Here is a 21,594-nt window from a genome sequence, read left to right as displayed (position 1 = left end):
TTACGCTCCCGGCCGGGGGCGCTGGATCTCCGGGTGGCGGGCAATTCCCTGGGCGATTTCCGCACCGCGCGTGGTCGCCACGACCACCACAAAGCCCGCGTGGTCTTCCAGCTCGACAAGCCCTTGCTCACGCAGCCAATGCGCCTCGGTCGTGACCTGGTCGCGGGTGTAGGCAATACCGACGCGCGGCAATTGCGTCGCCAGCATGGAGACGTTGGAGGTGTATTTTGGTGCATCCTCAAGAAACCGAAGAATGGCGATGCGGGCGTGTTTGCGCAGATCGTCGGCGTAGCTCATGGCAAGGCGGTCCTACTTGTTCAGAAGGTGGTCTTCGTGGCGAAACACCACTGTTTCGAGGCGGGTCATGATCTTCTGATTGCCCTCCATCACCGCCGCCATCTGCTTCATGGTGCCGTTGATTTCAGACATGGAGAGCTGAATGTGGTGCAGGTCATCCTTGCTCGGCACATCTGCCAGATCATGTTCCATGCGGGTCAGACGTTGTTCATGGCGGTCCATGCGTTCCTTGCCGGTTTTGAAGCGCTCATCGACATTAGACCGGCGGGTGCCAATCCAGGCATAAACGGCGCTGGTGCACGCAATCAGAAGCGACAGCAGGGTCAGCGCGTTGCTGACTGTAAAGGTCGGGTCGAAGTGCATCAGGCCCTGCCCCCAGACGCGGCCTTGATGCGCTCGATCATCACGTCCTTGTTCTTCGATCCGGCAGAGCTGCCGAAGTAGTAGTTAAGGATTTGCGTGAACCCGACAGACAGCCCACCGATCAGCAAGGCCAGGATCTCGGCACTGGCGGGCGGCAGACCGTATTTCAGCATATACGCGATGACGGAAAAGAACCCGATCAGAACCAAGGCTGCCAAGATGCCGGGCACCCTGTCCTTGAGTTCCATCTGGCGCTGGCGCGCACTGTCGCGGTCGCGGGCGGCAACCTGTTCAAGTTCGATCCCGGCGTCGATCAGATGTCGTTCAAGGTCGGCCTCGGCTTCTTTCAGCTTCAGGAGGTCCGAGGGGCTCGCGCCCAGGATCGCCGCTTCGACCTCTTCCTCGGTCGCGTCGGGGCGGTCGAGCAGTTTCGCCGCCAGTGCTTTGGTGGCGACACCGGCGAGCGGGCCGCCAAGCGCCGTCGCAATGGTCGGCGCGATGCTACCGACGATTTGCAGGATCTTGTCTTTGTTCTTCACGGGGGCACTCCTTCAGTGGGCGGCGGGAAAGGTCACTGCATCGGCATAGTTCGCCACGACCCATCCCTCCTGTCCCGCGTAGAACACCTGCAGCCACACGCGGCCGTCGAAGGTGCCGCGCCGCAGGACTGGCACAACAGTCTCGTCGGGGATCTTGGCAATGATGTTTGGATTGAAGCTCGGCCAGCGCCGCATGTTCAGCGTATCGCCATTGGTGGCGATAATGACCAGATCATCGGGCGAGGCGTCCATGCTTTGCGCAAGCGCCTCATCATCGGCGGGGTCTTCACGGCCGAGGATGTGCCCGCGCACCTGCTCCAGCGGAAACAGCGGGTTGGTGTCCACCTTGCGCCCTGGCGACACATACCAGTGCGGGCGAATGTCCATCAGGGTCGGAACGTTGGCGAAGAGCTTGCGCAGCAGCCACAGCAGCGCCTCTAGCTGTTCAGCCGGGTAATGCATCCACATCCCCCGGCCATGCTCGGGCGTTTCGGCGAGATCGAGGTTGCGCAAGTGATCGTCGTGGATCGTCTTGCCAAACCACGTCACCCCGTTGGCCCCTGCCGCGCGCATCTTGCCGGGGTTCACCAGCTCAATGCCAATGGTGAAATTGTTGCAGCCCTTGCGGCCATGGTAGCTCGACGCGCCCGCGTGGTTTGCGCGCCGATTGATCGGGACTTGCTGCTCAATGTGGCCGCTCAGCTCGATAACGAACTGCACCGAAACCTTGGCGTCGTTGTCGCGCAGATAGTTGGCGGCGCTGCCCTCTTTAAGGCTGCTGGCGGTGTCGTGGAGGATCACAACGGTTGGGGTGATTTCGCCACCGATATGGCGGGCCGCGCGGTATGCGACCCCGTCCAGAATACCGTTTATGAATGTCATTGCGACCACCTCAAAACCTGCTTTGCAGGTTTCAGGATGACGGAGGCCTAGAACGAAAAACGCCCGCAACGATGTGCGGGAGCTTGTTGTTTCGGCTCAGAACAGGCCGGGCTGATTGGGATCAGAGGGCGGTGTCACCCACCTCAAGTAGCGCCTCACGCTAAAGTCTGTCACCCCCAAGATGCGGGCAATCTCAACCACTGGCAAGCCCTTCGACCTATGTGCCCGCGCGCGCCACGCCTTGGCCGTGGGGATGCGCGCGGGAATCCGGTGCATCTGGCCCGCCAGCATCTTGGCCTTCTCGCGCCCCAGAAGCTTCTCGACCTCTCCGCGCCCCTTCGGATTCTCGGGGATGTAGACCTCGGTTCCGCCGAAGGCATCGAGAAAGCGCAGCGCGTCCTCAAACCCGAGTGCCTCCACAAAGGGCTCCACCTGGGCGGTCGGCTTCGGAAACGCGCCCGGAAGTTTCGCGTGTGCCTGTGACCTCGTCATTTCTGGTGCATGCTCCAGTCAAATTCGATCTCCGCCCGCTCGCCCCAGCTTTTCAGCGCCTGGATCACCGCGTCGATCTGCGCCCACTCGCGCAGCATATCGACGTCAGCGGGCACGCTTCCCCAGACGTTGCCAAATCGCGCCTGGATGAAGCGGTTCAGTCCCGCGCGGCTCGGATCGCGCAGCGCACCCGCGCGGCCCAGCTCGCCCCAAAGCTTGTGCACCAAGCGAAGGTCGCCGCGTGGCGCGGTCTTGTAGCGCTTTTTGCTGGTTGAGGTCGGCTTGAACCCCTCCTTTTCCAGCCGCTTCAAAACCGACTTCAACTCGGTGTCCGACATGTCCGACATCGAGGCCTTGCCAGTGACCACCAATTGGAGATCGCGCCGCGCGTCGGCGTCGAGACCCAACTGGCGGCACCCAACATGGATTTTCTGCTGCAGGGCGCGGCTCATGTCAGGTTGCCTCCTGTTTCACCGCGACCACAGGGTGGTCGGATTGGACATTGACCCGCATGCGCGTGTCGGCGACTTCCATTTGACGGCGCGCCATCGCCTCGAACTCGGCCCCATGAATACGGGCAAGACCGGCCTCGTTCTTCAGCACCGCAAGCCGGTTGCCCAAAACCAAACCAGCGCGGCGCTGCCGTGCCGCATAGTGGCTGAAGGCGCGCGCCAAACTGGCTTCGATTTCCTGCGGTGTCATCGCCATGGTTCAGCCCTTCCGATTTGCGACCAGATGCGCCGCATGGTTGGCGAGCGCGCGACTGCGGCGCTCGATGATTGAAACCGGGATCCCCCAGCGTTCGGCCATCCGTTGCAATTCCTCGGCGCTCGCGGCCATCAACAGGTGATCCACCTTCATATTCGCCAGTTGGGCCGGATACCCGCGCCCTAGAACGCTGGAAATACCGCCCGAAATCGGCTTGTCGTCGGTATCTGGACGGACAGCGACACGGCGCGGGTCCATGAACTTTGCAATCTGCATTCTTTGCCTCCTTACGCCTTGGCGATGTCGATCTGGATTGGCTCCCACGCCGCGTCGACGGCTGGGCGCTGGTAGCAGCGCACATAGGATTTGGAGCCGACGACGCGGATCGCGTCCTTGATGGCCTGCATGGCGCGCTTCCAGCGTTCATCGCTGATCTCAAGCCGCAGCAGCATGAAGATTTCCGAGCGATTGATCTGACCGGCCTTGTCGGTGTTGAACGCGCGGGTGACGATGTCGCGGATCTCCGGGCGTGCGTCTGCGGCCCACTCGATCAGGCATTCGTCGACAAGGCTCTTGGCGATCTGCAGCTCCGGGCCGAAGTCGATAAGATCGGAGACCTGGACCTGAACCTTGTAGCGCCCGTCATAGCTGATCAGCGTCTTGTTGCCCTTGGCCCCGCCCACCTTGGCGTCGTACTTCTCCGCCATGATCGCCTCGAAGGCGCTGATGTCGTCAAAGGCGTGGTGTTTGAACCGTCCGACTTCCTCGCTGAGCGCGACCGCAAAGCCGATGATCGAGCGGACCGTCTGGTCCTGCAGCTTGTCCTGCGGCTTCACCAGTTCAGTTGGGCGCATGTCGCCCTTGCCGTTCCGCATGTAGGAGACACCGTCGATCTCGACCTCCCCGCTCGGCACTTTGGCCGGCTGCCGGGACGGGTCGCTTTGTTGAGCGTGCTGCTCTGTCATTTACCTGTACTCCTGTTCAGGATTTCCGTTTGGATCGTCAGGGAGGTCATTCCCCGTCCCCCACCATCGGGCAGGTCGGGCATGTCTTGAACATGCGGACATGGGTGCTGTTGGCGGCGCTGAACTCCTTGGAGCGTTCGCGCCACATGCGGCACTTGTCCGTTCCGATCTTGCCCAGCACCGGGCAGGTCACGGTTTCGGCCATGAGGACACCGCGCACGGTCTGCTCGATGGACTTCATGCTGGCCTTGTATTTGTTGCTCAGCACCGAGTTGATTGCGCCGGGCGAATATCCCAGCCGATATGCGGCCCGCGCTTGCGACGTGAGATCGCACTCCACGGCCAGGGCGCGGACCCAATCGGGCAAGGCCTCGCCCCAGCCACTGCGGGCTTTTGTCATGGCAACTGCATTTGCGGTCACAGCAGGATCTCCTTGTCGAGTGAGGTGAAATCGGCGGTGTTCGCGTCGAACACGCCTTTGATCTGGCGTGGCTTGGGCGCGACCGGCCCGGTGTAGTTGACCAGCCGATAGCGCGGCTCGCGCTTGCCCGGCACCGCCGAAGACTGGACGCGGAGGTGCCCGGACTGCAGCAGCAACCGGCAATAGGCCCGCGCCTTCTGAACCGGGATCTGAATGCCGCCCGCGTTGGAGTGCGCGGCAATGTCCGTCGCCGAAAACTGCCGCAGACCGCGCATGCTGCGCCACATGTTGCCCTCGGCGCTTTCGTCATATTCCGGCACAAATTCCGGCTGCGGCCCTTGGTCGGCAAAGGCGTAGACCTTGCGGTGGTCGCCCGTGTCGATGCGCGTCAGCAGTCCCGCCTGCGCCCAGCGCCGGACAAAGATCTTGGCAGTGGTACGCGCCACGCCCAACTCCACGAGGTTCGTCCAATGGACGCGCTGCAAGCTCTGGGCACGCTTCCAGATCGCCGCCTCCATATCCGAGCGAAACGCAGTCATTTCTGGCCCCCAATCGCTTTGAGAGCCGGGCGGGACGCTTGGGCAGGCGTTGCCGCGACACGGCGCACCGCCGGGGGTTGGCCGGTCTCAAAATCGCGGGTGCCCCACAATGCGAGATCCGCGTGGTTGGTGCCCCTGGACAGTGCCGTTTCCTTGGCCCGGTCGATATTGGTCACCACCCGGCGGATCGACCCGCCCGAGGCTTCTACAATCGCGCCCAGCAGGTCTTCTGTGATCTCAACCGTGGGGCTGTAGATCTGCGCCAGCTTGGTCGCGTCGGACAGGTTGCACGCAAGCGCCGGTTCATGGGCAAGCTGGCGGTTGTGGATATTCTCCCATTTGGTGAGGTGCTGCGGCAGCTCTTCTTCGCCCACCAGGATCAAGGTCGTCTGGCTGGCCTCGTAGAGATCCCGCGCCAGTTCGATCAGCTTCTTGTTCTTGGTCAGATACTGCGCGTCGTCGATGATCAGTGGCCGGTCCACCCGCGCAAGATTGGCGGCAATGGCGTCCACCATGGCGGGCACACCGCGCACCGGCTTCAGCCCGATTTCCTTCATGATTGACTGCAGGAAGTAGCTCGGCGTCCAGCAGCTCAGAACCTGCACGCAATACGCGCCGTATTCATTGGTCACAAAGGTGGTCGCCGTGGTTTTTCCCCACCCTGAGGGGCCGTAGAAAACCGCCATGCCGGGAAGCCCCATTGATCGGTCATGGACCCGGTCAACCAGTGCGGTGAGTGCTGCGACGTTGCGCAAAGGGGCAATATTAGGTGTCATGCTCTGCTCTCCTTATTCCTCGCCGCCGAAGGCCCTGCGCATGCGCAGGAAGCTCCGATAGGCGGCAGATCGTTGATAATCCCGCAGGAAATTGCGTTGCTCTTCGGTCAGCGGGTGACCGTCTGCGTCGAGGCGTTCCAACTCCTGGCACCGCTCGAAATTGACTTCGGGATCGTCTTCCACCGCGACCGGCGTGCGGCGGTCTTCCAGCCGGGCGATCTCAGCTTCCAGACGCGCCTCGGTGGCCGCTTCATTGTCGCGGCGCATCAGCACGGGTGTTTTGGGTGTCTTCGGGGCTTTGGCGTGGGGCGTGACCAATTGCACGATTTCCGCCTCGGGCAGATCGTTCGCTTTGGCATCTTCGCCAGCGGCCCGAAGGCGCGCGGCGATCTCGGCTGCGGAAAACTCTCGGCTTGCGCGGGCTTCTTCCTTGGCGGCTCGGATGAACTGGCCGCGCTTGCGGGCCATTTCGCGGGCGTCTTCCACACCGAGGAAATCGCCTTTCTCAACACAGGCCGCATGGCCGATATACTGCCCGTCCAGGTCATAGACGTGCAGACCCGCATGGACGTTGTCAGGGTCAAAACGCCCCACGACCTTTTGCCCGGCAATCCGATACATCCATTCGGCCCAATAGCGGGAACCGAGCAGTTTCAGCTCTCCATTCTTCGCGCTGGCCTTGAGACCTTCGGCCCCCATGAGCCAGAGGCGGCGCTGTTCCTTGGTCGCCTTGCGAATGGGCGTGGCCTTATAGGAGGCTTCAAACACCTGATTGAAGGACCGGCCGTAGGCGATTTCGCTGCGGCGTCCCTCGCGGGCATTGTGGTCTTCAACCTCTTCGGTGAGGACAGCGATGAACTCCTCAAGCGGCACCGCGCGATTGCCATAGTTTTCTGGCTTCGCGTCGGGCTTGTTGCCGGTGTACGCGCCCTCGAATGCAGGGTGTTTGGCAACACGGTCGCAGAGGTCACGGAATGCCCGTTCGATAGGCTTGGACTGCCCAGAGTACGGCGTTGCCCAATGGATCTTGACGCCCAGCATAGGCAGCAGGCCCGGAATATCATCCTCCCGCATCTTGAAGCGGAAGCGGGTTTCCGTGCCCCCTGTGATGACCTTGGCCGCAAACTCCCGACCGTTGTCCAGGAGCGCCGATTTGGGGATGCCGAAACGCTCGATCAGATCACCAAGCGCAAGCTGCACCGTGTGGCTGTTCGCAGTCAGCGACAAACGCCAGGACAGGATCTTGCCGGAATAAACGTCTGAGAAAAACACGCCCTGGACGCGCACCGGAAGGCTCTCACCGGGCCAGCGCACAAAGACGTCGAACTTGTGATAGTCGCCGCAGACGCATTCCATGGCGCTCAGTGCGCTCTTGTCGCGGTCCTGGTGCGGATAGTAGCGCCGCAGGGCCTCGGCCCCTTTGCGCAGGAAGACCTCCGTCGGTTTGGACACGGCCTCCTTCATCTTGCGGCGCACCTGATGGATCGGCGCGACCGGCAGGCCCTCTTTTTTGGCAACCCGCTTGGCCCGGTCGTAACAAGAGGTCAGCGACGGCCCTTCAAGCCGCAGCCAGTCATCGCGGATCAGGCCAAAGAAGGCCGGATCAATCGGCTCGACCTTCCCACGCCCGCCGGTCGGCTTGGGAGCGAGGAACGCAAGCCAGTCGGCCTCGGCGACGCCCTCGATCATCTGCAGCCAGTTCCAGATGGATTTCTCCGAGACCTCAGAGCGTGTCGCAACTGCGGAGACTGCCGCCGAGCGGATCATGCCCGCGCCTTCGCACTCGGCAACTAGGCAAGCCGCTTTCAGCCGCGCCTCTGCCTTTTGTTTCGCATTATCATTCAGACGGTCAAAGTCGGCCCAGGCGTCCTCGCGGCTGCGTTTGGCCTCGATCTCCTGCGGCGGCTCGATCAAGGCGAGACGCGCGCGCACCGGAAACAGGGAATAATGATATTCCAACCCGCCGCCCCTCCCCTTGCGGCGGCGCACCTTGCCCGGCTGGCGGTCCCAGCCTTCGCTCTTGGCGCGCTGGTTTATCTTGCGTTTGGTGGTCGGCAGGTCAGGAAGACGCGCCTCGGCGATCTCCGCCGCGCTCCACCAATCTTGGCTCGGCGCGTCCATCAACCACGCCCTCCCCGGATTTCGTCAAGGAGCGCCTGCACCTCGTCGCCGTGTTCTTCGAGAAAGGTCACGCGGCCAGCCTTTGGCGCGCGTTTCCACGCGTCCTGCAGCCGCTGCCACGTCTTTTCCGTGTTGTTCATCGGGGGCGTGACGCCCTTGTTTTGCTCGCTGGCCCACGTCTTGCGCGCGTCTTTGGCGGATTTGGCAGCCCCTTCGGCAAGCAGATCAATCACACGATACCGCTCGCTGACGTCGCCGATCTTGGCTATTTCGGTCAGGTCATTGAGCGTGATGGGCCTCTCCGAGGAGCGCAGCCGATGAGCATCGCCGCCGGTCAATACCGACCCTGCGCTGACCATCCGGCGCACATGGCGGTCGGAGATCCCGAATTTTTCCGCTGTAGCTTGGCAAAAGGACATCGTGTCCGTTTGCCAACCGCCGGTATGTTGATTTCCACGTGCGCCGCCGCGCGTCGCTTCTGGGTGCAGTCTTTCGTAGACCTTCTTGCGCTCCGCGAGAAAAACGGCGGTGTCGAGCGCGGTCAGCTCAGCCCCGGCGAGATTGTCGTCGATCTCCATCAGCCGGGCGAAGTCGTCATTGCAGTCCCAGCATACCACCTTGATGGTTTCCCAGCCGAGATCGCCCGCGGCCGTCAGGCGGTGCGCCCCGGCCAGCAGCTCAATCTTGCCGCTGCGCTTGATCTTGCGGACGTGGATCGCGTCCTTCATCACCCCTAGCTCGGTTATCGACGCTTTGATGGCTTCGACACCCGCGCTGGATACGGGGCGCAGCCTGTTGTTCATATCAATGTCGCCGACCGGCAATTCGGTGATCGACTGGATGATGGTCGCTTTCATGACCTGAATTCCCTCGTTCAATGCGGCCAAAGCAGCGGCGCGTAGAGCAAACCGCCAAAGATGATGGCGAGGCTGATGGCTCCCAAGACATCGCCCCAAATGCTGCTAGAAAATTGCCGCTCGGCGCGGCGAAAGCGCGTCCAGGCCGCGCGCAAAGTGAGCGCCGGTGTGGCGCAGCCTGGACCCTGCGAGACCTCGGCCTCGCTTGTCGCGAAAACCCCGGCCTTCCCGTGAGTGATGGATTTTGGTTTTGGGGTTTCGCGAAACTGGTTCATTTGGACGCGGTCTCCGCGTTCGTTTCGCCTGGTTCAGAAAGACGCGTGGCCTCTGCGATCATCCTCTTGGCATAACCTGCAGAGACGAGATCCTCTCCCGCTGCATCGATGATCCGCCGAAGAAGCGCCCTCCCCTGAGCGCCGCCAGACTGCCCGTAAGTTGCAGTGCGTGCGGTGCTCGGGTGAACGCCGTTTTCCTTGCACCAAGCCTCAAAACTGGTGCCAGCCGAACGAAAAGCGCCAACAATGACTTCATGTAGGATCGCTCCGGGCTGGAACGGTTTAATAAACTTTGGCATTGTTACCTCGCGATGCCGCCTTGCGGCGTGTCCTTACAACACCAATATCGTAAATATTACTGCTTAGAGCAAGTATTATTTACGATATTTTGGAGATCACGAATGCCAAGCCACGACTTAACAAGTAAAATCAAAGAAATAAGGTCAAAGTCCGGCATGTCACAGGATGCGTTTGCAGGCATTCTAGGCGTATCAAAGTCTAAAATTCAGAACATAGAGAGCGGAAAACAGAGGGTGGACCATGACTTCCTACGAGGTCTTGCAGTACACTTTACGGTAGACATTAACGCACTTCTTACTGATTCACCGGCTCCACCACAGACTGATGACGTAAATTGTACATCTAACCAGTTCATCAAAGTACCGCGCCTTGAGGTCGAAGCCTCCGCAGGCAATGGGTCTGAAGTCTCCTCCGAGGCCGGGACCCAAGCCTACGCATTCAACCGCAAATGGCTCGACAAACGGGGCTTGAAGCCGAACACATTGTCAGTGATTTCCGTTCGTGGAGACAGCATGGAGCCCGATTTGAACGACGGTGACCTCGTGCTGATCGACCTCGCGAACACAGACCTGGCGGACGGCAAGATCTACGCGGTTCAATACTCCGGCAACCTGTTCGTGAAGCGCGTTCAGTATATCCCAGGCGATACGGTCCGCCTGGTGAGCCGCAACGCTCAATATGCGCCGATTGAAATCAAGACGCCGGAGGCTGATGGCGTCCGTGTCGTCGGGCGTGTCGTGGCATCCATGCACGAGTGGTAATGTGTGCCGCTTGAACATGAACAGCGAAAACCGAATGTGTCGCTGATTGACAACCTCTGACTGTAAACAGCACAGTTAAAACAAGCTCCAGCCATCGAGGTCGGCGCGAACTATTGGAGGTTAAATGATTACTCAACAATACCAGACAGCGCGGAGTATTTTGACTGCTTGTGTTTTTGTCGGATGGGCTTTCGTTGTCATTGGCGGCGTCCTAGCCCTAATCAGCTTAGACGAAGGTAGCGCTTTCTTAGTATCTGGCATCGCCTCAGCGCTTAGCGGCCTGTTCTTGGTCGTGGTGTGCCAGGTTGCCTTCGCCATATTCGACCAAGCGGAATCCTCTCACATGACGCTTCAAGTCATGAAGCTGATAGCAGAAAAGCAAGGCGTGGATCTATCGAGCATGGCAGAAGTGCCCGCCCCTTCCGCTGACGTGACCCTCAAGCCCTCTTCAGAGGAGCCGAGTATAGCCTCAAATGTTGTTATGAGGGAGGACGGTGCAATGGTGCGAGAATACAAGGGCCATGAGATCGTCAAGATTGATAAGATCTACTACGTCGGCGAAACACAGTTCCCCACACTGGGCAAAGCACAACGTGCGATTTCAGAAGGTAAGGTTTGATCTCTGGTAGGGCAGTCGCATGCTCTGTGCTTGCGATGATCATCACGACTATCTTCGCTATGAAATAAGGTAGTGAGGGAATTGGGGGAAGCAATAGCCCGCACGGGCAAAGCTATCCCAGTGAGGGGTATTACATGGCTAAAGAACTCGACTCTGACCGCGCGGTAGAGGTCAGCGACAATGATGAGTTTGGTTTCGTAGGTATCGCTGAGAAGCTTGCCCCGCGCGTTGTGGAGGCTTCCAAGGGCGATGGAATGGTTATCGGCTTAGAGGGCCGTTGGGGGTCTGGCAAAACTTCCTTGGTGAACTTCCTCCGCTCAGAACTCAAAGGAGCTGAAGCGGAGCATATTCACACAATCACAGTCGCGCCTTGGCTGAACGGTGATACTGCGTCACTAGTCAATTCAGTTTTGGAACCGATAGCGGATGTGCTTCATCTCATCGAAAACGAGGCCGCGACGCCTGAACAGCAAGCCGGTGCTGAAATCGCGGAAAATGTCGGTCAGATTCGCGAGTTAATCTCAACCTATGGAAGCCAAACTGCGCGAAAACTTGCGCCGGTAGCTACACTAGCGGGATATGCCTTGCCTGGAATGCAAGCAGCCGGTGAAGTTCTGGGAGCCGCTGCCGCACTCATGGATAACATGGCCGAGCGTCCTCTGACGCCCACTGCCTTGAAGGCGGAGATCATTGAAAAAATTCGCGCGTTGGATGTTGGCTTCGTTGTCATACTGGACGACCTTGATCGGCTAGAACCGGCGCAAGCTGTGGAAGTCGTTCGGTTAGTTCGGTCGGTCGCGGACTTCCCAAAGGTGGCTTACCTTATGTGCTATGACAGAGATGTCTTGGCTGATGCATTGAGTGAAGGCCTCAAAGTCAAAGACGGTGATCTTTTCTTGCAAAAGATCGTACAATTAACTTTCGCTATACCGCTTCCCGAACCATTTGATCTGCGAACACAGTTTCGGCAGGAGGTACTCAAACTCTATAAGGAACTGCAAGGGATTGACTTAGCAGGCGATGCTTTGGAGGATCTCGAGAGTGCTGTTGATCAAGAAGGCCAAGGTCTGGCTACCCCACGCGAAGTCAAGCTGGCACTGAACGGAATAAGATTTACCTATCCATCCGTCAAAGACGACGTTTACTTTCCAGATTTCTGCAGGCTGCATCTGATAAAGACCACGCATTTCAAGTTTTACAAGTGGTTAGAAAGCTACCTTTCTGTTCGTTCCATTATTGTTAGCGGCGACGGCAGGGTCGGCGCTGATGAAAAGAAGCGATGCGGCAAAGAACTGAAAGCACTTCTTCCTTCACAAAAACCAGACTCAGCCCGATCTATTTGGCATGCGTCCAACTTTGTTCCCGGTATAGAGGCCAGGCAACCTGCTAAGGACACGGTGTTTGCTGCGACCCCCCAATACAAAGATGAGGAGTTTGTATCCCTCAAGCGTTTAGGGAGTCCGTTTCACTACCGGTTCTACTTTGCCCTTACAGGTCCCAAGACTATAATGTCAGACGCCGACATTGACGAAGCACTCCACCTGTCGCGAGAAGATGTCCCCGGTTTGATTGAAAGCCTTGCAGGGTACGCCAAAACAACAAGGCAGTCCGGGAGAACTTGGTTTGAGCACATTCTGGACAGGCTAGAGGATCGTGTAATTGGCGAGCTGGATGAGGAACAACTATCCGGAATGGTGACTGGTATCTGTGAGGTCATGGATACGGTTCTTGAGATCGATAATGTACCAAGGTTTTTTGCACCTTCGCTTGGGCGTCTCGCTGGCAGAGTTGTAGGAGAGTGCTTGCGCCGACTGAATGGCATGAACCCAGAACGACACCACAAACTCGCGCTATGGATTGCGGCTGAGTGCTCGTCAATTAACTGGATTGTCGGCGGTTTGCTTCGAACTGAACTATTCCATCATGGTCATGTCGGTAACGGGGATCAAAGGACGTCGCCGGAAGAATGGGTGTTTTCAGAAGACCTGCTGCAAGAGCTACTTGATATTGCCCGTAAGCGGATATCGGATCAGGAGTTGCAGGGTCAGATCCTCGCGATGCCAGATGTAAGCGGGTTCATGTACGGTTGGCGCGATATATCTGGCGAAGACGAGCCGAAGGCATGGGTCACCCAGGTGACAATCGACGACGAAGTTTTCCTGCAGTTCCTGCAAGAGATGCGCGGCTATGCTGTCAGTGATCGTGTCTACTACCCACTCCACCAGCAGACGCTCGAAATCTTCTTCGAGGATGCTGATGCGGTTGTAGATCGCGTAGAGTCGCTTGTTGAGAGTGAGCATGCTGCGGAAGCGCGCAACATACGAGATGCAATCAAGCAGGGGGAAGGCTTCTAGCACAAATTTCCTTGTCAGCGCGGCCTACAGAAAGCCGGGATCAAGATCTGAATAGCCCCCCTTGTTTGCGATCATCGAGATCTCTCACTGCACCGTTAGTGGAGTTGCGACTACTGTCGCCGGCACAACTGCTGTTGCTCGTCAAAATCCATCACCTTAACGTTGACGCGCAACTTAAATTCGAGGGCACTAATGGACGTTTCTCAAGTCATTAACCTAGCAGCGTGGGTAGGCGAGAATTTACCCAAGATTTCGGCAGGTTATAGTCAACTTCACAAAAAAGTACACCATAACGCACAGCAAGCTCAGAAAGAACCACTGCGTGACGAACTCAACAACCTGTGCAACCTTTTGGATGAGATGTCCTTTAAACGCCTCACCAATGAGGAAATTGATTTACTCCGTAACCTAGAGACTCTTCAGTACCTCGGCGACCTCGGCTGTAGGTTCGTCAACCAAACAATTTCCACAAGTGATTTTGATCCAGTTTCCGCTGCAACTGACCTACAAGCGGCGATACAAAAAATTAATGAGACGACGCAAAAGTTCAAGAAAACCCACACAGCGATGTACGATCTTGGGCTTGAATTGCTCGACGATGAGCACGCGGTGATGCAGCTTCCGCTTGTACGCGTGAGGTTCAAAGAAGAAGCTTCTGTTGATGACATTGCCAAACTCAAGAAATGGACTGCGGACTGGTACGACATAGCGAGAGGCGCGGCACTCAGCGTTGGCGAGACTCCTCAAGACGTGAAAGTGCTCAGCGCCAACAATGGCTCAATAATTGTAACACTGGGCACCGTGGCTACGGTCACAACGGTTTTAGCCGTCATAGCCAAGAATGCAGGAAGGATTGCGAGCGAGGTTCTCAGTATCGCCAACGACATAGAAGACTTCCGTCATAAACGGCGTCTGAACAAGGTTATCGAGGAGGAGCTAATCCGCCAACAAACCGAGGTTCAGGAAAACGGCATCGAAGACACTCTTACTGAAATCAAAGAGACGGTTCCGAACCTGATTGAAAAGGAGGTCGACAATGCTCTCAAGAAGGCAATTACAAAGTATTTTGACTTCTACAAGAAGGGTGGTGACGTAGACTTCATTCCCCCGCGATCCGAACCAGATGCGGCTGAAGGGAATGAAGATGATCAAGGGTTCTTGGAACAAATTGATCATCAAGCCCAAGAGAATGAACAACTTGTTGCTTTGATTGAGCAGGTCAGGTCACAACAAGCTGAAATCAAACAACTCGTTCACCATAGAGTTAATCAAGACGAACATGGGGACCAAGAATAGAAAGATAGAGAGGCTTCGCGATCTGGAACCGCGTAAATTTTGCTTTATACGGTTCCAGATGTTCGACACTTTAGGCAAAATACTAATCTGGTCCGCATTGACGCCTATGACCAAGGTCCGTGCATGCAAAACCAGAGAAACCACCTCGACGCGCTGCACTGCAGCAATAAATCACCAGGCCTCGCTGCGGTCTCTGAATGTGCCGAAATTCGCGACTAGCGAAGCAAGAACGCTGCCCGATACGTAAGACGCCTGTTCGCCCCCTGTAGCAAGGTCAACTCGATGAGAGGACGGACAGCAGACTTCTTTAAGGGCGCGAACCCAATTCGGCATACCCTATAAATTGAGCGACATCCAATCTCCGCCACCCCTGATCGTAACTCGGAGCCGTCACGCTGTTATCTGCGTACCCTTCAATTAATGTGTCCAGCGGTTCTCGACTTTCCAGACCAAGCATAGGCAGAAGTCGAGCAAGTTCCTTCTTTGATTGCGCCCGTACGAACACCTCGAATGGACTTTGGCTACGCCGTAAGAGAAACAGGGTTATCGGGCGCCAGCGGCAAAATGAACTCGGGGCGACGAGCGCAAGCCTCAGGTAAAGGATTAAGTCCGTTTGCTGCAGTTGCTCAAATCGGAAACCGCTTCCACTCGCACGCTCCTGCAGCATATCGGCCTGAAGTGAAGACCGGTTCAGGCCCAACGCTTTGTTGCGACGCTCAAGTAGCCTGTCAAAATGTGCGAATATCTCGTAAGATTCCAATGCTAGACCTCCGCGCTCGCTGCGTTCTCGATCATAGTACGGTCGCTCCAGTAGCGCCTCTAAGAGGTCCGGGCGTTTGTCTACCACCGCGATGGTGCAGAGATATAGCAACAATTCGTGAGCGAAGAACTTATAGTTGTCGAAGTCTTTCTCGCGATACTGGCCCATGTCTGGCGAAGGATGAAAGAGCGGGAGAAATCGCTCCAAGAACTCGTGCAAGGCGTCGCCGTACCGCGGATCTGGCTCTGCCCGCGCGATCGCACGAACTAGACCGATTACCTCATTGCGATAAGGTAAGAAGGATCGGTAGTTCTCAATGATTTCCTCAGAATCCAGATCAGTGTCGACGTTAATCCGAAACGCAGGCAACTTATCGGTAAAAGACGTCAGGTATTCCTGCGTGGCGGCGAAGGCATGCGGCCTACTGTTTTGTACAGCATCTAGTGCTCGACGGTACGCCGCACCAGTACCGATTGTGACTCCACCTTTCTCAGCGTCGAGATACGCGGGCGCACGACCGATTTTTGGCTTTTTGTGGAGCGGCTTATTGAAAACCCAACGAACGAGCTGTTCGAAGCTGTCCGTGGCGCGCGCCGCATCAGTAAAGTCAATAAAGATACGTGATGTATAATAAGCAGGTAAACAGGCCCTCCCTTGCTCATCCCGCTCGAAAACCAGAGCTACAAATTTCCCCTCATCCTCGCCGGCATAGAGCTTGGGAGATATGATCTGCGCCTCTGTTCCGGCACCGCCCGAACGATTGTCAGATTTCTCTTGGTAGCTACGGTCCGAAACGATAATCACCTTCGTGATACTATCGTCAGTGACCATTTGCTCCATAAACGCAGATGCTTCCTGGCCCTCGCGCAGGTCCCATTTATCGAGGATTACATCTACACCTGACTCGCGTAAGTCTCTGGCCAGGTCAAGTACACGGTGCTCGTGCTCGGGGCTACTCCAGCTGTAGGATACGAATGCTTTTGGCGGTGTCAGGTTGTCTTCAGACATACGCTTCTCTCTAAAGAATCGTTTAATTTATACTATTTCGCGTCATAGCACCCCAACGTTGAACGAGTTATCTCTAGCTTGTAAAGCTGAGACGACACGCTACGCCTGCAGTGCCGTAGCACAATCCACGGTAGCATTGTATGAAGGCAATCCGAAAGCTGTACTGCCGCCTGCAACTGAGCGAAGAGCGAAACTTCTGTGTGCTTTGCAGGGGGCTGAGAACCTTTCTTTTCACGAACTGAATCAAGGTATGAACGAAGTCGCTGGTGCTGAAATCAGGTCCCAGTTCGACACGCCCACTCAACGCCACCGCCAGCAGCTAACTCGCTACTATTGAATACAAAAACACCGAGCTGGGACCGCAAAATCGAACTGAGCAGCGATGGTCCCAGTTCCGAGCTTAGCTTTCCGACAAATTCCACTCTGCGACGGCTGCTTCAGCGAGCCTTTGAAGCCTTGTTTAAACGGCGTTTTGCCCGTTGCCCCCCGCACAACCATCCACATCGACACTCCAGCGCCTGCGGCCCAGTTTGGGGGCAAATCGCGATTTACTGCAAAACAGCACATAATGGCGCTTATACGTCCGATTGTTGCCTCATAGCCCTATTTTGTTGGCCTTCCGAGATCTTCCGTCTTCTTCGGTCCTCTTCCGGGATCACTGTAAATAAGTCTGTCACCCTACATTTGTAGCGTGACGGATGTAGCGTGACGGACTTTTTTACAGTGATTTACAGACTTTTTTACAGCAACGCAGTTTTGGGCTGAGGTGGGATTGAAGGGGCGTTGAACGCCCCTTCAAGTGGGTTTCACACTACAAGCTCCTGCTGCAGATCGAGGAACGCGCGCGCCGCAGCCATTGGGACCACCCCGTTGCCGGCTGCAGCGGATCGCTCCAGCCCGAAGGCCACCCCATCATCCAGTCCGTGAACGCAGGGTTTAAGCTCAGGGGATCGCCGGAGTGTTTCTCCCCACTCAGCAAAATCACCCGGAAGCGGTGGGAAGAGCGGAACCGCTGCGGCGTCCACCCCGCCGCTCCCATCAGATCCCACATCAGCGTCCAGGCACTGGCTGCGTTCTTGATCCCGAACTGTTTGCCAGTCTGGTTCAGATCCGCCTTGAACTGCAGACCCTGAGGCGTGCCGACGATGCACGCCCGGTTGCCCCCGCTCTTGAACGTCGGCGTGGGCCAGAATGAACAGCCTTTCACGGGTATGCGTCCCGCTGACTTCCGCCGCTGATACGATGCGCGCTGCAACCCGGTAGCCCATGCCCTGAAGATCTCCGACGACGTCTTGCAGGCCAAGGGTGAGATGCCCTGGGACGTTCTCGAAGAAACACCACTCGGGCCGGACCTCCCGCACAACCCGTGCGACGTCCGGCCAGAGATGGCGTGGGTCCTGCTCTCCCCGCCGCACTCCGGAGAGCGTGAAGGGCTGGCAGGGATAACCGGCAGTGACAATATGAACGCGGCCACGCCACGGTCTGCCATCGAAGGATTTGAGATCGTCCCAAACAGGAGCCGGATCCAGGGACGTGTCCGCCATCCGCGCCACGAGAGTGGCCGCGGCGAAACTGTTTCGTTCGACATAACACACAGTTCGATATCCGGATTCTGCGAGGTGAAGGCCGAGATCAAGTCCTGCGACACCGGCGCAAAGGCTGATGCCGAGAAACTCGTCAAGTCGTCGGGGGGAACAAAGAGCCACACTTTGGGTCCTTTCCGTCACGCTCGGGGCGTTCTGGTGAAGGGCTCAAGGGCCTCAATTCGATATGAGCGCGGCACCTGGGGCATTTGATAGACAACGCCCCGACAAGTGCGCCGGGCTCCAGTTTGAATAGCAACTTGCGGCATCCACCACAACGTTGGTCTTGCAGCTTCAAGTGGAATCACTCCAAAGAAGGCCGTCCTCGAGGACAGGAGGCGGCCATGAAGTGTAAGCTGGTCGGCGGGGTTACTTGTGAGAATGTTGGCCCCGTGTTGAGAGGCGTTTGCGCGCCTCTCAGCCTCCCGATTGCATTATGCGGCCAGCGCCGCGCCAAAGGCCGTCTGGATGTCAAAGCCTGCGGGATCGCCCGTCGCCTCGATCTGCGCGGCCACTGTGGCCTCGGCGACAAAGCAGGCCTGAATGTGCTGCACCACCGCTTGCGCCGCCGCCTCGACCTGCACCTGCGTCAGCTCGACAAAGCCGGTGGGCGTCTTCCACGCCAGCGGCTCGGAGATCATGCCCTGCTGCAAAGCACTGACCGCGCCGGAGAGCGACAGCCGCGTCACCTCATCGCCCGGAATATGCAGACCGCCCGGCAGCACCACGCCCGCCATGGCACACTGCCAGCGGAAATCGGCGAGGCTGGACAGGGCCTTGGCCCGGTCCTGTTCGATGACTTGCTCCGCGGTGGTGATCTTCAATTCAAACGTCATGCTGCGCCCTCCCGGCGGATGATGGGATCTGGAACCGGGCCAGCGGTCAGCGCTGCAGAGGGCATCGCTTCGGGCTGGGCTGGCTCTGCCGTGGCAGGGTCAAACCGCCAGCGCAGGCAATAGCGCAAGACGCCACCGCTGCGCGCGATGCGCCCCCGGAACGGGTGCTGGTCGCCGTCAGCCTCGGCAAACCCGCCCTCAGGGACGGCGGACAGGTCATAGGCGATGCCGTCCACTGTCACCGTGTCACCGCTGACAGTGGCCTGTGTTTCGCGCTGACCGGGCAGACCGGCACGCGGGGAAAATTCAATCTCATGCATCTGGGTGTCTCCTGTCTTAGTACCAGCGGCCAATGGCATAGCCGTGCAGAAAGCCAGAGTTGCCCTCGTACTCCGTGGACAGCAGCAGCTTACAGCCATTGATGCCAAAGGTGCCCGAGCCATTCATGGCGCTAAGCGCATGCGCACCGGACCAACGGCGAGCGGTGACATGGACATTCGGCGTCGAGAGGAACCCGGCCGGAAAATCCCATTCCCACCCCTCGGCGGAGATGTCGCGCGAGTCGACCAGCGTATCGGTCACGACCTCCGGGCTGGTGACCCAGCATTCCTGCGTGCCGTCAGCGAAGCGGCGGAACTTGCCGCCCGGCCCGCTGCCGTATTGCACCGCGGCCCCCGTGACCTTGCCTGCGGACTGCGAGACGGTTCCAACCACGTTTTCAGTATGAAACAAACGGCCCCATGGACCCTGAAGAGAGCCGTGCCTGACGCCAATTATGCGTCAGGCTCCGCACGCCCTGCGCGATAAGGAGCGCGGTTCGAAAGTCCTCATCCCGTTGGGATTTCCACACATGGAAATTGCCCTGATAAGGCGTATCACCTGCACCGAGTGAACTCGCTGGCCGCGCGTAGTAGACACCCGTTGCGTTGAACTGGAACACATCGCCCGGGAGGCTGGGCTCAGTGATCTCGCCGAGGCCAAAGGCTGACACTTTCATCAGCTTGCCGGGTGGTGCGTCATCGCTGGACGCCTACCCCGCGGCCATCCCCGGCGTCCGCACCAATCACCGCGCCGCCAACCACGCCACTGGCTGAAGCGCGCATGACATACTCCGCCTTCAGACCATCCACGCCGGTGCTGATCTGATCAATCGCCGCCGAGTGGTTGCCCACGGAGGTTTGCATCGACTTGGCCCGAGGCGTGGCAGGTCGTTGATCAGGCCATGCCGCCCTCGACAAGCCCGCTCGCGATACGGGCGTAGGCCTCGGCCATCGGCCCATCGCCGGCCGCAATCGGCGTGCCACCGTCCCCGGCCAACCGTGTTTCAAGGTCGATCGGCAGTGCGCCAAGCAGCGGCAGACGCAGGGCCTCGGCCTCGGCCGCGACACCGCCATTGCCAAAGATGTTGTGAGTGCCGCCGCAATCGGGACAGGTAAAGAAGGACATGTTCTCAATCAGCCCCAACACCGGAGTCTTGAGCGTGTCGAACATGTCCAGCGCCTTGCGGGCATCCAGCAGCGCGACATCCTGCGGTGTTGAAACCACGATGGCCCCCGTCAGCTCCGCCTTGGTGCAGAGGGTGAGCTGCACATCGCCGGTGCCCGGTGGCAGATCGACGATCAGCACGTCCAGCTCACCCCAGTTCACCTGCCCCAGCATCTGCTGCAGCGCCCCCATCAGCATCGGGCCACGCCAGACCACCGCCTTGCGCTCCTCCACCATGAAGCCGATCGACATTACCGTGACCCCATGGGCGTGCAGCGGCTCGATCGTGGTGCCATCCGGGCTGGCGGGGCGTCCGGAGACCCCCATCATGCGCGGCTGCGAGGGACCGTATATATCCGCGTCCAGCAGGCCGACCTTGCGCCCCTGCCGCGCCAGGGCCACGGCGAGATTGGCGCTGACGGTGGATTTGCCGACGCCACCCTTGCCGGAGGCGATGGCAAGGATACGCTTGACGCCCGAGGGCTTCATTGGTGCGGCCTGCGGTTTGGGATGACCGCCCAGCTTGAGGCTGGGTGCGGCTTTCTGGGGGCCGGCCTGTGCCGGACCATGGGCGGTCAGCACCACCGAGACCTCCTCGACCCCCGGCAGTTCCGCGACGCAGGCCTGTGCCGCGCGGCGCAGCGGTTCCATCTGCCCGGCGATCTGCGGCGAAGGCGCTTCGATCACGAACCGCACGGTGTCACCTTCTATGGTGAGGGCGCGCAGCATGTCGCGCGACACCAACGTGCCACCGTCGGGAAGCTCCAAACGCTCCAGTGCGGCGCGAATCTCTTCCTTGGTCACTGACATGGGGACTACTCCTTTTTGGGCCATCGCTTCGGGCTTTCACCGGATATATGCGCTGCATGCACGGGGCCCAAGCGACAAATTGACAGCGCTAACAGGCATGGCGACAAATTCTTGCCCAGATATGTGGCGAAAGGAAATATTGTCGCGCAGACTTTGGGCAAAACGTGGAAGAATATCCCTTATACCCATGCACTTGCTGCATAGCAGAAATGACCAATCCCCGGATTGTGCATTTGCAGCATTTGGGTATCTTAAGGATCAACAGAGACACACAGACAGACGGGCACACGGCCCCGACGATGACGAGCGAGACAAAGCAATGGCGATCCTGAACCAGATCAATACACATACCCCCTTCACCACCGGTGGCGTGACGCAAATGATCCAGGGCGCGCGTGAAAAGTTCGCTCAATACCGCGTGTATCGCGAGACCCTGAATGAGCTGAACGCTCTGACCGGTCGCGAACTGGCGGATCTGGGGCTGAACCGCTCCATGCTGAAGCGCGTCGCCATCGAGGCCGCCTACGGCGATAAGTAAGAACACAAG

28 protein-coding genes and 1 pseudogene are annotated in these 21,594 nt (G+C 58.4%); 5 read left to right on the top strand and 24 right to left on the bottom strand.

Translation table 11 applies throughout. The annotated features are described in order from the left end of the window. The 15 genes from CLV89_RS08765 to CLV89_RS08695 form a co-directional block, all read right to left on the bottom strand. On the bottom strand, positions 1-297 hold the full coding sequence (locus CLV89_RS08765) for a VpaChn25_0724 family phage protein (RefSeq protein WP_106163278.1): 297 nt from the start codon (positions 295-297) through the stop codon (positions 1-3). Positions 298-309: 12 nt separating this feature from the next. After that, positions 310-660, bottom strand: a complete 351-nt coding sequence (locus CLV89_RS08760) for a DUF2730 family protein (protein WP_106163277.1) — start codon at positions 658-660, stop codon at positions 310-312. Continuing rightward, positions 660-1,199, bottom strand: a complete 540-nt coding sequence (locus tag CLV89_RS08755) for a hypothetical protein (RefSeq protein WP_106163276.1) — start codon at positions 1,197-1,199, stop codon at positions 660-662. Before CLV89_RS08755 ends, CLV89_RS08760 begins: the two co-directional genes overlap by 1 nt. A gap of 12 nt (positions 1,200-1,211) precedes the next feature. Next, entirely contained in the window at positions 1,212-2,081 is an 870-nt protein-coding gene (locus CLV89_RS08750) for an N-acetylmuramoyl-L-alanine amidase (protein WP_106163275.1), read from the bottom strand. A gap of 96 nt (positions 2,082-2,177) precedes the next feature. Further along, complete coding sequence (locus CLV89_RS08745) at positions 2,178-2,573, bottom strand: hypothetical protein (RefSeq protein WP_106163274.1); 396 nt, start codon at positions 2,571-2,573, stop codon at positions 2,178-2,180. Continuing rightward, complete coding sequence (locus tag CLV89_RS08740; RefSeq protein ID WP_106163273.1) at positions 2,570-3,025, bottom strand: gp16 family protein; 456 nt, start codon at positions 3,023-3,025, stop codon at positions 2,570-2,572. Before CLV89_RS08740 ends, CLV89_RS08745 begins: the two co-directional genes overlap by 4 nt. A gap of 1 nt (position 3,026) precedes the next feature. Then, entirely contained in the window at positions 3,027-3,281 is a 255-nt protein-coding gene (locus CLV89_RS08735) for a hypothetical protein (protein ID WP_106163272.1), read from the bottom strand. 3 nt (positions 3,282-3,284) lie between these two features. Next, on the bottom strand, positions 3,285-3,557 hold the full coding sequence (locus CLV89_RS08730; RefSeq protein WP_106163271.1) for a hypothetical protein: 273 nt from the start codon (positions 3,555-3,557) through the stop codon (positions 3,285-3,287). 11 nt (positions 3,558-3,568) lie between these two features. Further along, positions 3,569-4,246 carry a DUF3164 family protein gene (locus tag CLV89_RS08725; RefSeq protein ID WP_106163270.1) on the bottom strand — a complete coding sequence of 226 codons (678 nt, stop codon included), beginning with the start codon at positions 4,244-4,246 and terminating at the stop codon, positions 3,569-3,571. A gap of 46 nt (positions 4,247-4,292) precedes the next feature. Next, a complete protein-coding gene (locus CLV89_RS08720; RefSeq protein WP_106163269.1) occupies positions 4,293-4,667 on the bottom strand; it encodes a hypothetical protein in 375 nt (124 codons plus the stop codon). Beyond that, positions 4,664-5,206 (bottom strand): hypothetical protein, encoded by a 543-nt coding sequence (locus CLV89_RS08715; RefSeq protein WP_106163268.1) that lies wholly within the window; start codon positions 5,204-5,206, stop codon positions 4,664-4,666. The genes CLV89_RS08720 and CLV89_RS08715 overlap by 4 nt, the downstream gene beginning before the upstream one ends. After that, the gene (locus tag CLV89_RS08710; RefSeq protein ID WP_106163267.1) at positions 5,203-5,982 is read right to left on the bottom strand and encodes an AAA family ATPase; all 780 of its coding nucleotides are present in this window, start codon (positions 5,980-5,982) and stop codon (positions 5,203-5,205) included. The genes CLV89_RS08715 and CLV89_RS08710 overlap by 4 nt, the downstream gene beginning before the upstream one ends. Positions 5,983-5,994: 12 nt before the next feature. Continuing rightward, positions 5,995-8,103: a transposase domain-containing protein gene (locus tag CLV89_RS08705; RefSeq protein WP_106163266.1), complete on the bottom strand. Its 2,109-nt coding sequence runs from the start codon at positions 8,101-8,103 to the stop codon at positions 5,995-5,997. After that, the gene (locus CLV89_RS08700) at positions 8,103-8,960 is read right to left on the bottom strand and encodes a ParB/RepB/Spo0J family partition protein (protein ID WP_106163265.1); all 858 of its coding nucleotides are present in this window, start codon (positions 8,958-8,960) and stop codon (positions 8,103-8,105) included. The genes CLV89_RS08705 and CLV89_RS08700 overlap by 1 nt, the downstream gene beginning before the upstream one ends. Before the next feature lie 17 nt (positions 8,961-8,977). Continuing rightward, positions 8,978-9,235, bottom strand: a complete 258-nt coding sequence (locus CLV89_RS08695) for a hypothetical protein (protein WP_106163264.1) — start codon at positions 9,233-9,235, stop codon at positions 8,978-8,980. Between the two features lie 401 nt (positions 9,236-9,636). Here CLV89_RS08695 and CLV89_RS08685 point away from each other — a divergent pair, with 401 nt between their 5' ends. From CLV89_RS08685 to CLV89_RS08670, 4 genes are all read left to right on the top strand, one after another. Beyond that, positions 9,637-10,296: an XRE family transcriptional regulator gene (locus CLV89_RS08685; RefSeq protein ID WP_106163262.1), complete on the top strand. Its 660-nt coding sequence runs from the start codon at positions 9,637-9,639 to the stop codon at positions 10,294-10,296. A gap of 124 nt (positions 10,297-10,420) precedes the next feature. Further along, the gene (locus CLV89_RS08680) at positions 10,421-10,915 is read left to right on the top strand and encodes a hypothetical protein (RefSeq protein ID WP_106163261.1); all 495 of its coding nucleotides are present in this window, start codon (positions 10,421-10,423) and stop codon (positions 10,913-10,915) included. A 134-nt stretch (positions 10,916-11,049) separates the two neighbouring features. Beyond that, positions 11,050-13,269: a KAP family P-loop NTPase fold protein gene (locus CLV89_RS08675; protein WP_106163260.1), complete on the top strand. Its 2,220-nt coding sequence runs from the start codon at positions 11,050-11,052 to the stop codon at positions 13,267-13,269. A 192-nt stretch (positions 13,270-13,461) separates the two neighbouring features. Further along, a complete protein-coding gene (locus tag CLV89_RS08670) occupies positions 13,462-14,565 on the top strand; it encodes a hypothetical protein (protein ID WP_106163259.1) in 1,104 nt (367 codons plus the stop codon). A gap of 307 nt (positions 14,566-14,872) precedes the next feature. Here the strand turns inward: CLV89_RS08670 and CLV89_RS08665 are convergent, their stop codons facing one another. The 9 genes and pseudogenes from CLV89_RS08665 to CLV89_RS08630 all read right to left on the bottom strand — a co-directional run bounded on the left by CLV89_RS08665 (position 14,873) and on the right by CLV89_RS08630 (position 21,047). Continuing rightward, complete coding sequence (locus CLV89_RS08665) at positions 14,873-16,333, bottom strand: SEFIR domain-containing protein (RefSeq protein ID WP_106163258.1); 1,461 nt, start codon at positions 16,331-16,333, stop codon at positions 14,873-14,875. A gap of 811 nt (positions 16,334-17,144) precedes the next feature. Next, a complete protein-coding gene (locus tag CLV89_RS22905; RefSeq protein ID WP_243394981.1) occupies positions 17,145-17,540 on the bottom strand; it encodes a hypothetical protein in 396 nt (131 codons plus the stop codon). Positions 17,541-17,568: 28 nt separating this feature from the next. After that, positions 17,569-18,039: pseudogene (locus CLV89_RS22900) on the bottom strand (DNA cytosine methyltransferase); the annotation flags it as partial. Beyond that, positions 18,011-18,214 carry a Com family DNA-binding transcriptional regulator gene (locus tag CLV89_RS23215; protein WP_207796903.1) on the bottom strand — a complete coding sequence of 68 codons (204 nt, stop codon included), beginning with the start codon at positions 18,212-18,214 and terminating at the stop codon, positions 18,011-18,013. The pseudogene CLV89_RS22900 and the gene CLV89_RS23215, both read right to left, overlap by 29 nt. Before the next feature lie 136 nt (positions 18,215-18,350). Next, a complete protein-coding gene (locus CLV89_RS08650) occupies positions 18,351-18,752 on the bottom strand; it encodes a DUF4376 domain-containing protein (RefSeq protein ID WP_106163256.1) in 402 nt (133 codons plus the stop codon). After that, positions 18,749-19,072, bottom strand: coding sequence for a hypothetical protein (locus CLV89_RS08645; protein WP_106163255.1), 324 nt, complete (start codon positions 19,070-19,072; stop codon positions 18,749-18,751). The genes CLV89_RS08650 and CLV89_RS08645 overlap by 4 nt, the downstream gene beginning before the upstream one ends. A gap of 16 nt (positions 19,073-19,088) precedes the next feature. Further along, positions 19,089-19,484, bottom strand: a complete 396-nt coding sequence (locus CLV89_RS08640; protein ID WP_133166710.1) for a hypothetical protein — start codon at positions 19,482-19,484, stop codon at positions 19,089-19,091. Positions 19,485-19,768: 284 nt separating this feature from the next. Then, complete coding sequence (locus CLV89_RS22595) at positions 19,769-19,936, bottom strand: hypothetical protein (RefSeq protein ID WP_165798107.1); 168 nt, start codon at positions 19,934-19,936, stop codon at positions 19,769-19,771. Between the two features lie 31 nt (positions 19,937-19,967). Beyond that, positions 19,968-21,047 carry an Mrp/NBP35 family ATP-binding protein gene (locus tag CLV89_RS08630; protein WP_106163252.1) on the bottom strand — a complete coding sequence of 360 codons (1,080 nt, stop codon included), beginning with the start codon at positions 21,045-21,047 and terminating at the stop codon, positions 19,968-19,970. Positions 21,048-21,366: 319 nt separating this feature from the next. Here CLV89_RS08630 and CLV89_RS08625 point away from each other — a divergent pair, with 319 nt between their 5' ends. Continuing rightward, the gene (locus CLV89_RS08625) at positions 21,367-21,585 is read left to right on the top strand and encodes a DUF1127 domain-containing protein (protein WP_106163251.1); all 219 of its coding nucleotides are present in this window, start codon (positions 21,367-21,369) and stop codon (positions 21,583-21,585) included. Positions 21,586-21,594 lie beyond the last annotated feature (9 nt).

Origin of the sequence: Tritonibacter scottomollicae (assembly GCF_003003215.1) — a bacterium.
Taxonomy (GTDB): domain Bacteria; phylum Pseudomonadota; class Alphaproteobacteria; order Rhodobacterales; family Rhodobacteraceae; genus Epibacterium; species Epibacterium scottomollicae.
The sequence above is the reverse complement of the archived record's forward strand: the minus strand, read 5'-3'. Positions and strand labels throughout refer to the sequence as shown.

Excerpts from the sequence above, each read along its gene's own strand:
- CLV89_RS08765 (WP_106163278.1), bottom strand. The coding sequence starts at position 297 with ATGAGCTACGCCGACGATCTGCGCAAACACGCCCGCATCGCCATTCTT.
- CLV89_RS08760 (WP_106163277.1), bottom strand. The coding sequence starts at position 660 with ATGCACTTCGACCCGACCTTTACAGTCAGCAACGCGCTGACCCTGCTG.
- CLV89_RS08750 (WP_106163275.1), bottom strand. The coding sequence starts at position 2,081 with ATGACATTCATAAACGGTATTCTGGACGGGGTCGCATACCGCGCGGCC.
- CLV89_RS08745 (WP_106163274.1), bottom strand. The coding sequence starts at position 2,573 with ATGACGAGGTCACAGGCACACGCGAAACTTCCGGGCGCGTTTCCGAAG.
- CLV89_RS08740 (WP_106163273.1), bottom strand. The coding sequence starts at position 3,025 with ATGAGCCGCGCCCTGCAGCAGAAAATCCATGTTGGGTGCCGCCAGTTG.
- CLV89_RS08735 (WP_106163272.1), bottom strand. The coding sequence starts at position 3,281 with ATGGCGATGACACCGCAGGAAATCGAAGCCAGTTTGGCGCGCGCCTTC.
- CLV89_RS08730 (WP_106163271.1), bottom strand. The coding sequence starts at position 3,557 with ATGCAGATTGCAAAGTTCATGGACCCGCGCCGTGTCGCTGTCCGTCCA.
- CLV89_RS08725 (WP_106163270.1), bottom strand. The coding sequence starts at position 4,246 with ATGACAGAGCAGCACGCTCAACAAAGCGACCCGTCCCGGCAGCCGGCC.
- CLV89_RS08715 (WP_106163268.1), bottom strand. The coding sequence starts at position 5,206 with ATGACTGCGTTTCGCTCGGATATGGAGGCGGCGATCTGGAAGCGTGCC.
- CLV89_RS08710 (WP_106163267.1), bottom strand. The coding sequence starts at position 5,982 with ATGACACCTAATATTGCCCCTTTGCGCAACGTCGCAGCACTCACCGCA.
- CLV89_RS08705 (WP_106163266.1), bottom strand. The coding sequence starts at position 8,103 with ATGGACGCGCCGAGCCAAGATTGGTGGAGCGCGGCGGAGATCGCCGAG.
- CLV89_RS08700 (WP_106163265.1), bottom strand. The coding sequence starts at position 8,960 with ATGAAAGCGACCATCATCCAGTCGATCACCGAATTGCCGGTCGGCGAC.
- CLV89_RS08695 (WP_106163264.1), bottom strand. The coding sequence starts at position 9,235 with ATGAACCAGTTTCGCGAAACCCCAAAACCAAAATCCATCACTCACGGG.
- CLV89_RS08685 (WP_106163262.1), top strand. The coding sequence starts at position 9,637 with ATGCCAAGCCACGACTTAACAAGTAAAATCAAAGAAATAAGGTCAAAG.
- CLV89_RS08680 (WP_106163261.1), top strand. The coding sequence starts at position 10,421 with ATGATTACTCAACAATACCAGACAGCGCGGAGTATTTTGACTGCTTGT.
- CLV89_RS08675 (WP_106163260.1), top strand. The coding sequence starts at position 11,050 with ATGGCTAAAGAACTCGACTCTGACCGCGCGGTAGAGGTCAGCGACAAT.
- CLV89_RS08670 (WP_106163259.1), top strand. The coding sequence starts at position 13,462 with ATGGACGTTTCTCAAGTCATTAACCTAGCAGCGTGGGTAGGCGAGAAT.
- CLV89_RS08665 (WP_106163258.1), bottom strand. The coding sequence starts at position 16,333 with ATGTCTGAAGACAACCTGACACCGCCAAAAGCATTCGTATCCTACAGC.
- CLV89_RS08650 (WP_106163256.1), bottom strand. The coding sequence starts at position 18,752 with ATGACGTTTGAATTGAAGATCACCACCGCGGAGCAAGTCATCGAACAG.
- CLV89_RS08645 (WP_106163255.1), bottom strand. The coding sequence starts at position 19,072 with ATGCATGAGATTGAATTTTCCCCGCGTGCCGGTCTGCCCGGTCAGCGC.
- CLV89_RS22595 (WP_165798107.1), bottom strand. The coding sequence starts at position 19,936 with ATGCAAACCTCCGTGGGCAACCACTCGGCGGCGATTGATCAGATCAGC.
- CLV89_RS08630 (WP_106163252.1), bottom strand. The coding sequence starts at position 21,047 with ATGTCAGTGACCAAGGAAGAGATTCGCGCCGCACTGGAGCGTTTGGAG.
- CLV89_RS08625 (WP_106163251.1), top strand. The coding sequence starts at position 21,367 with ATGGCGATCCTGAACCAGATCAATACACATACCCCCTTCACCACCGGT.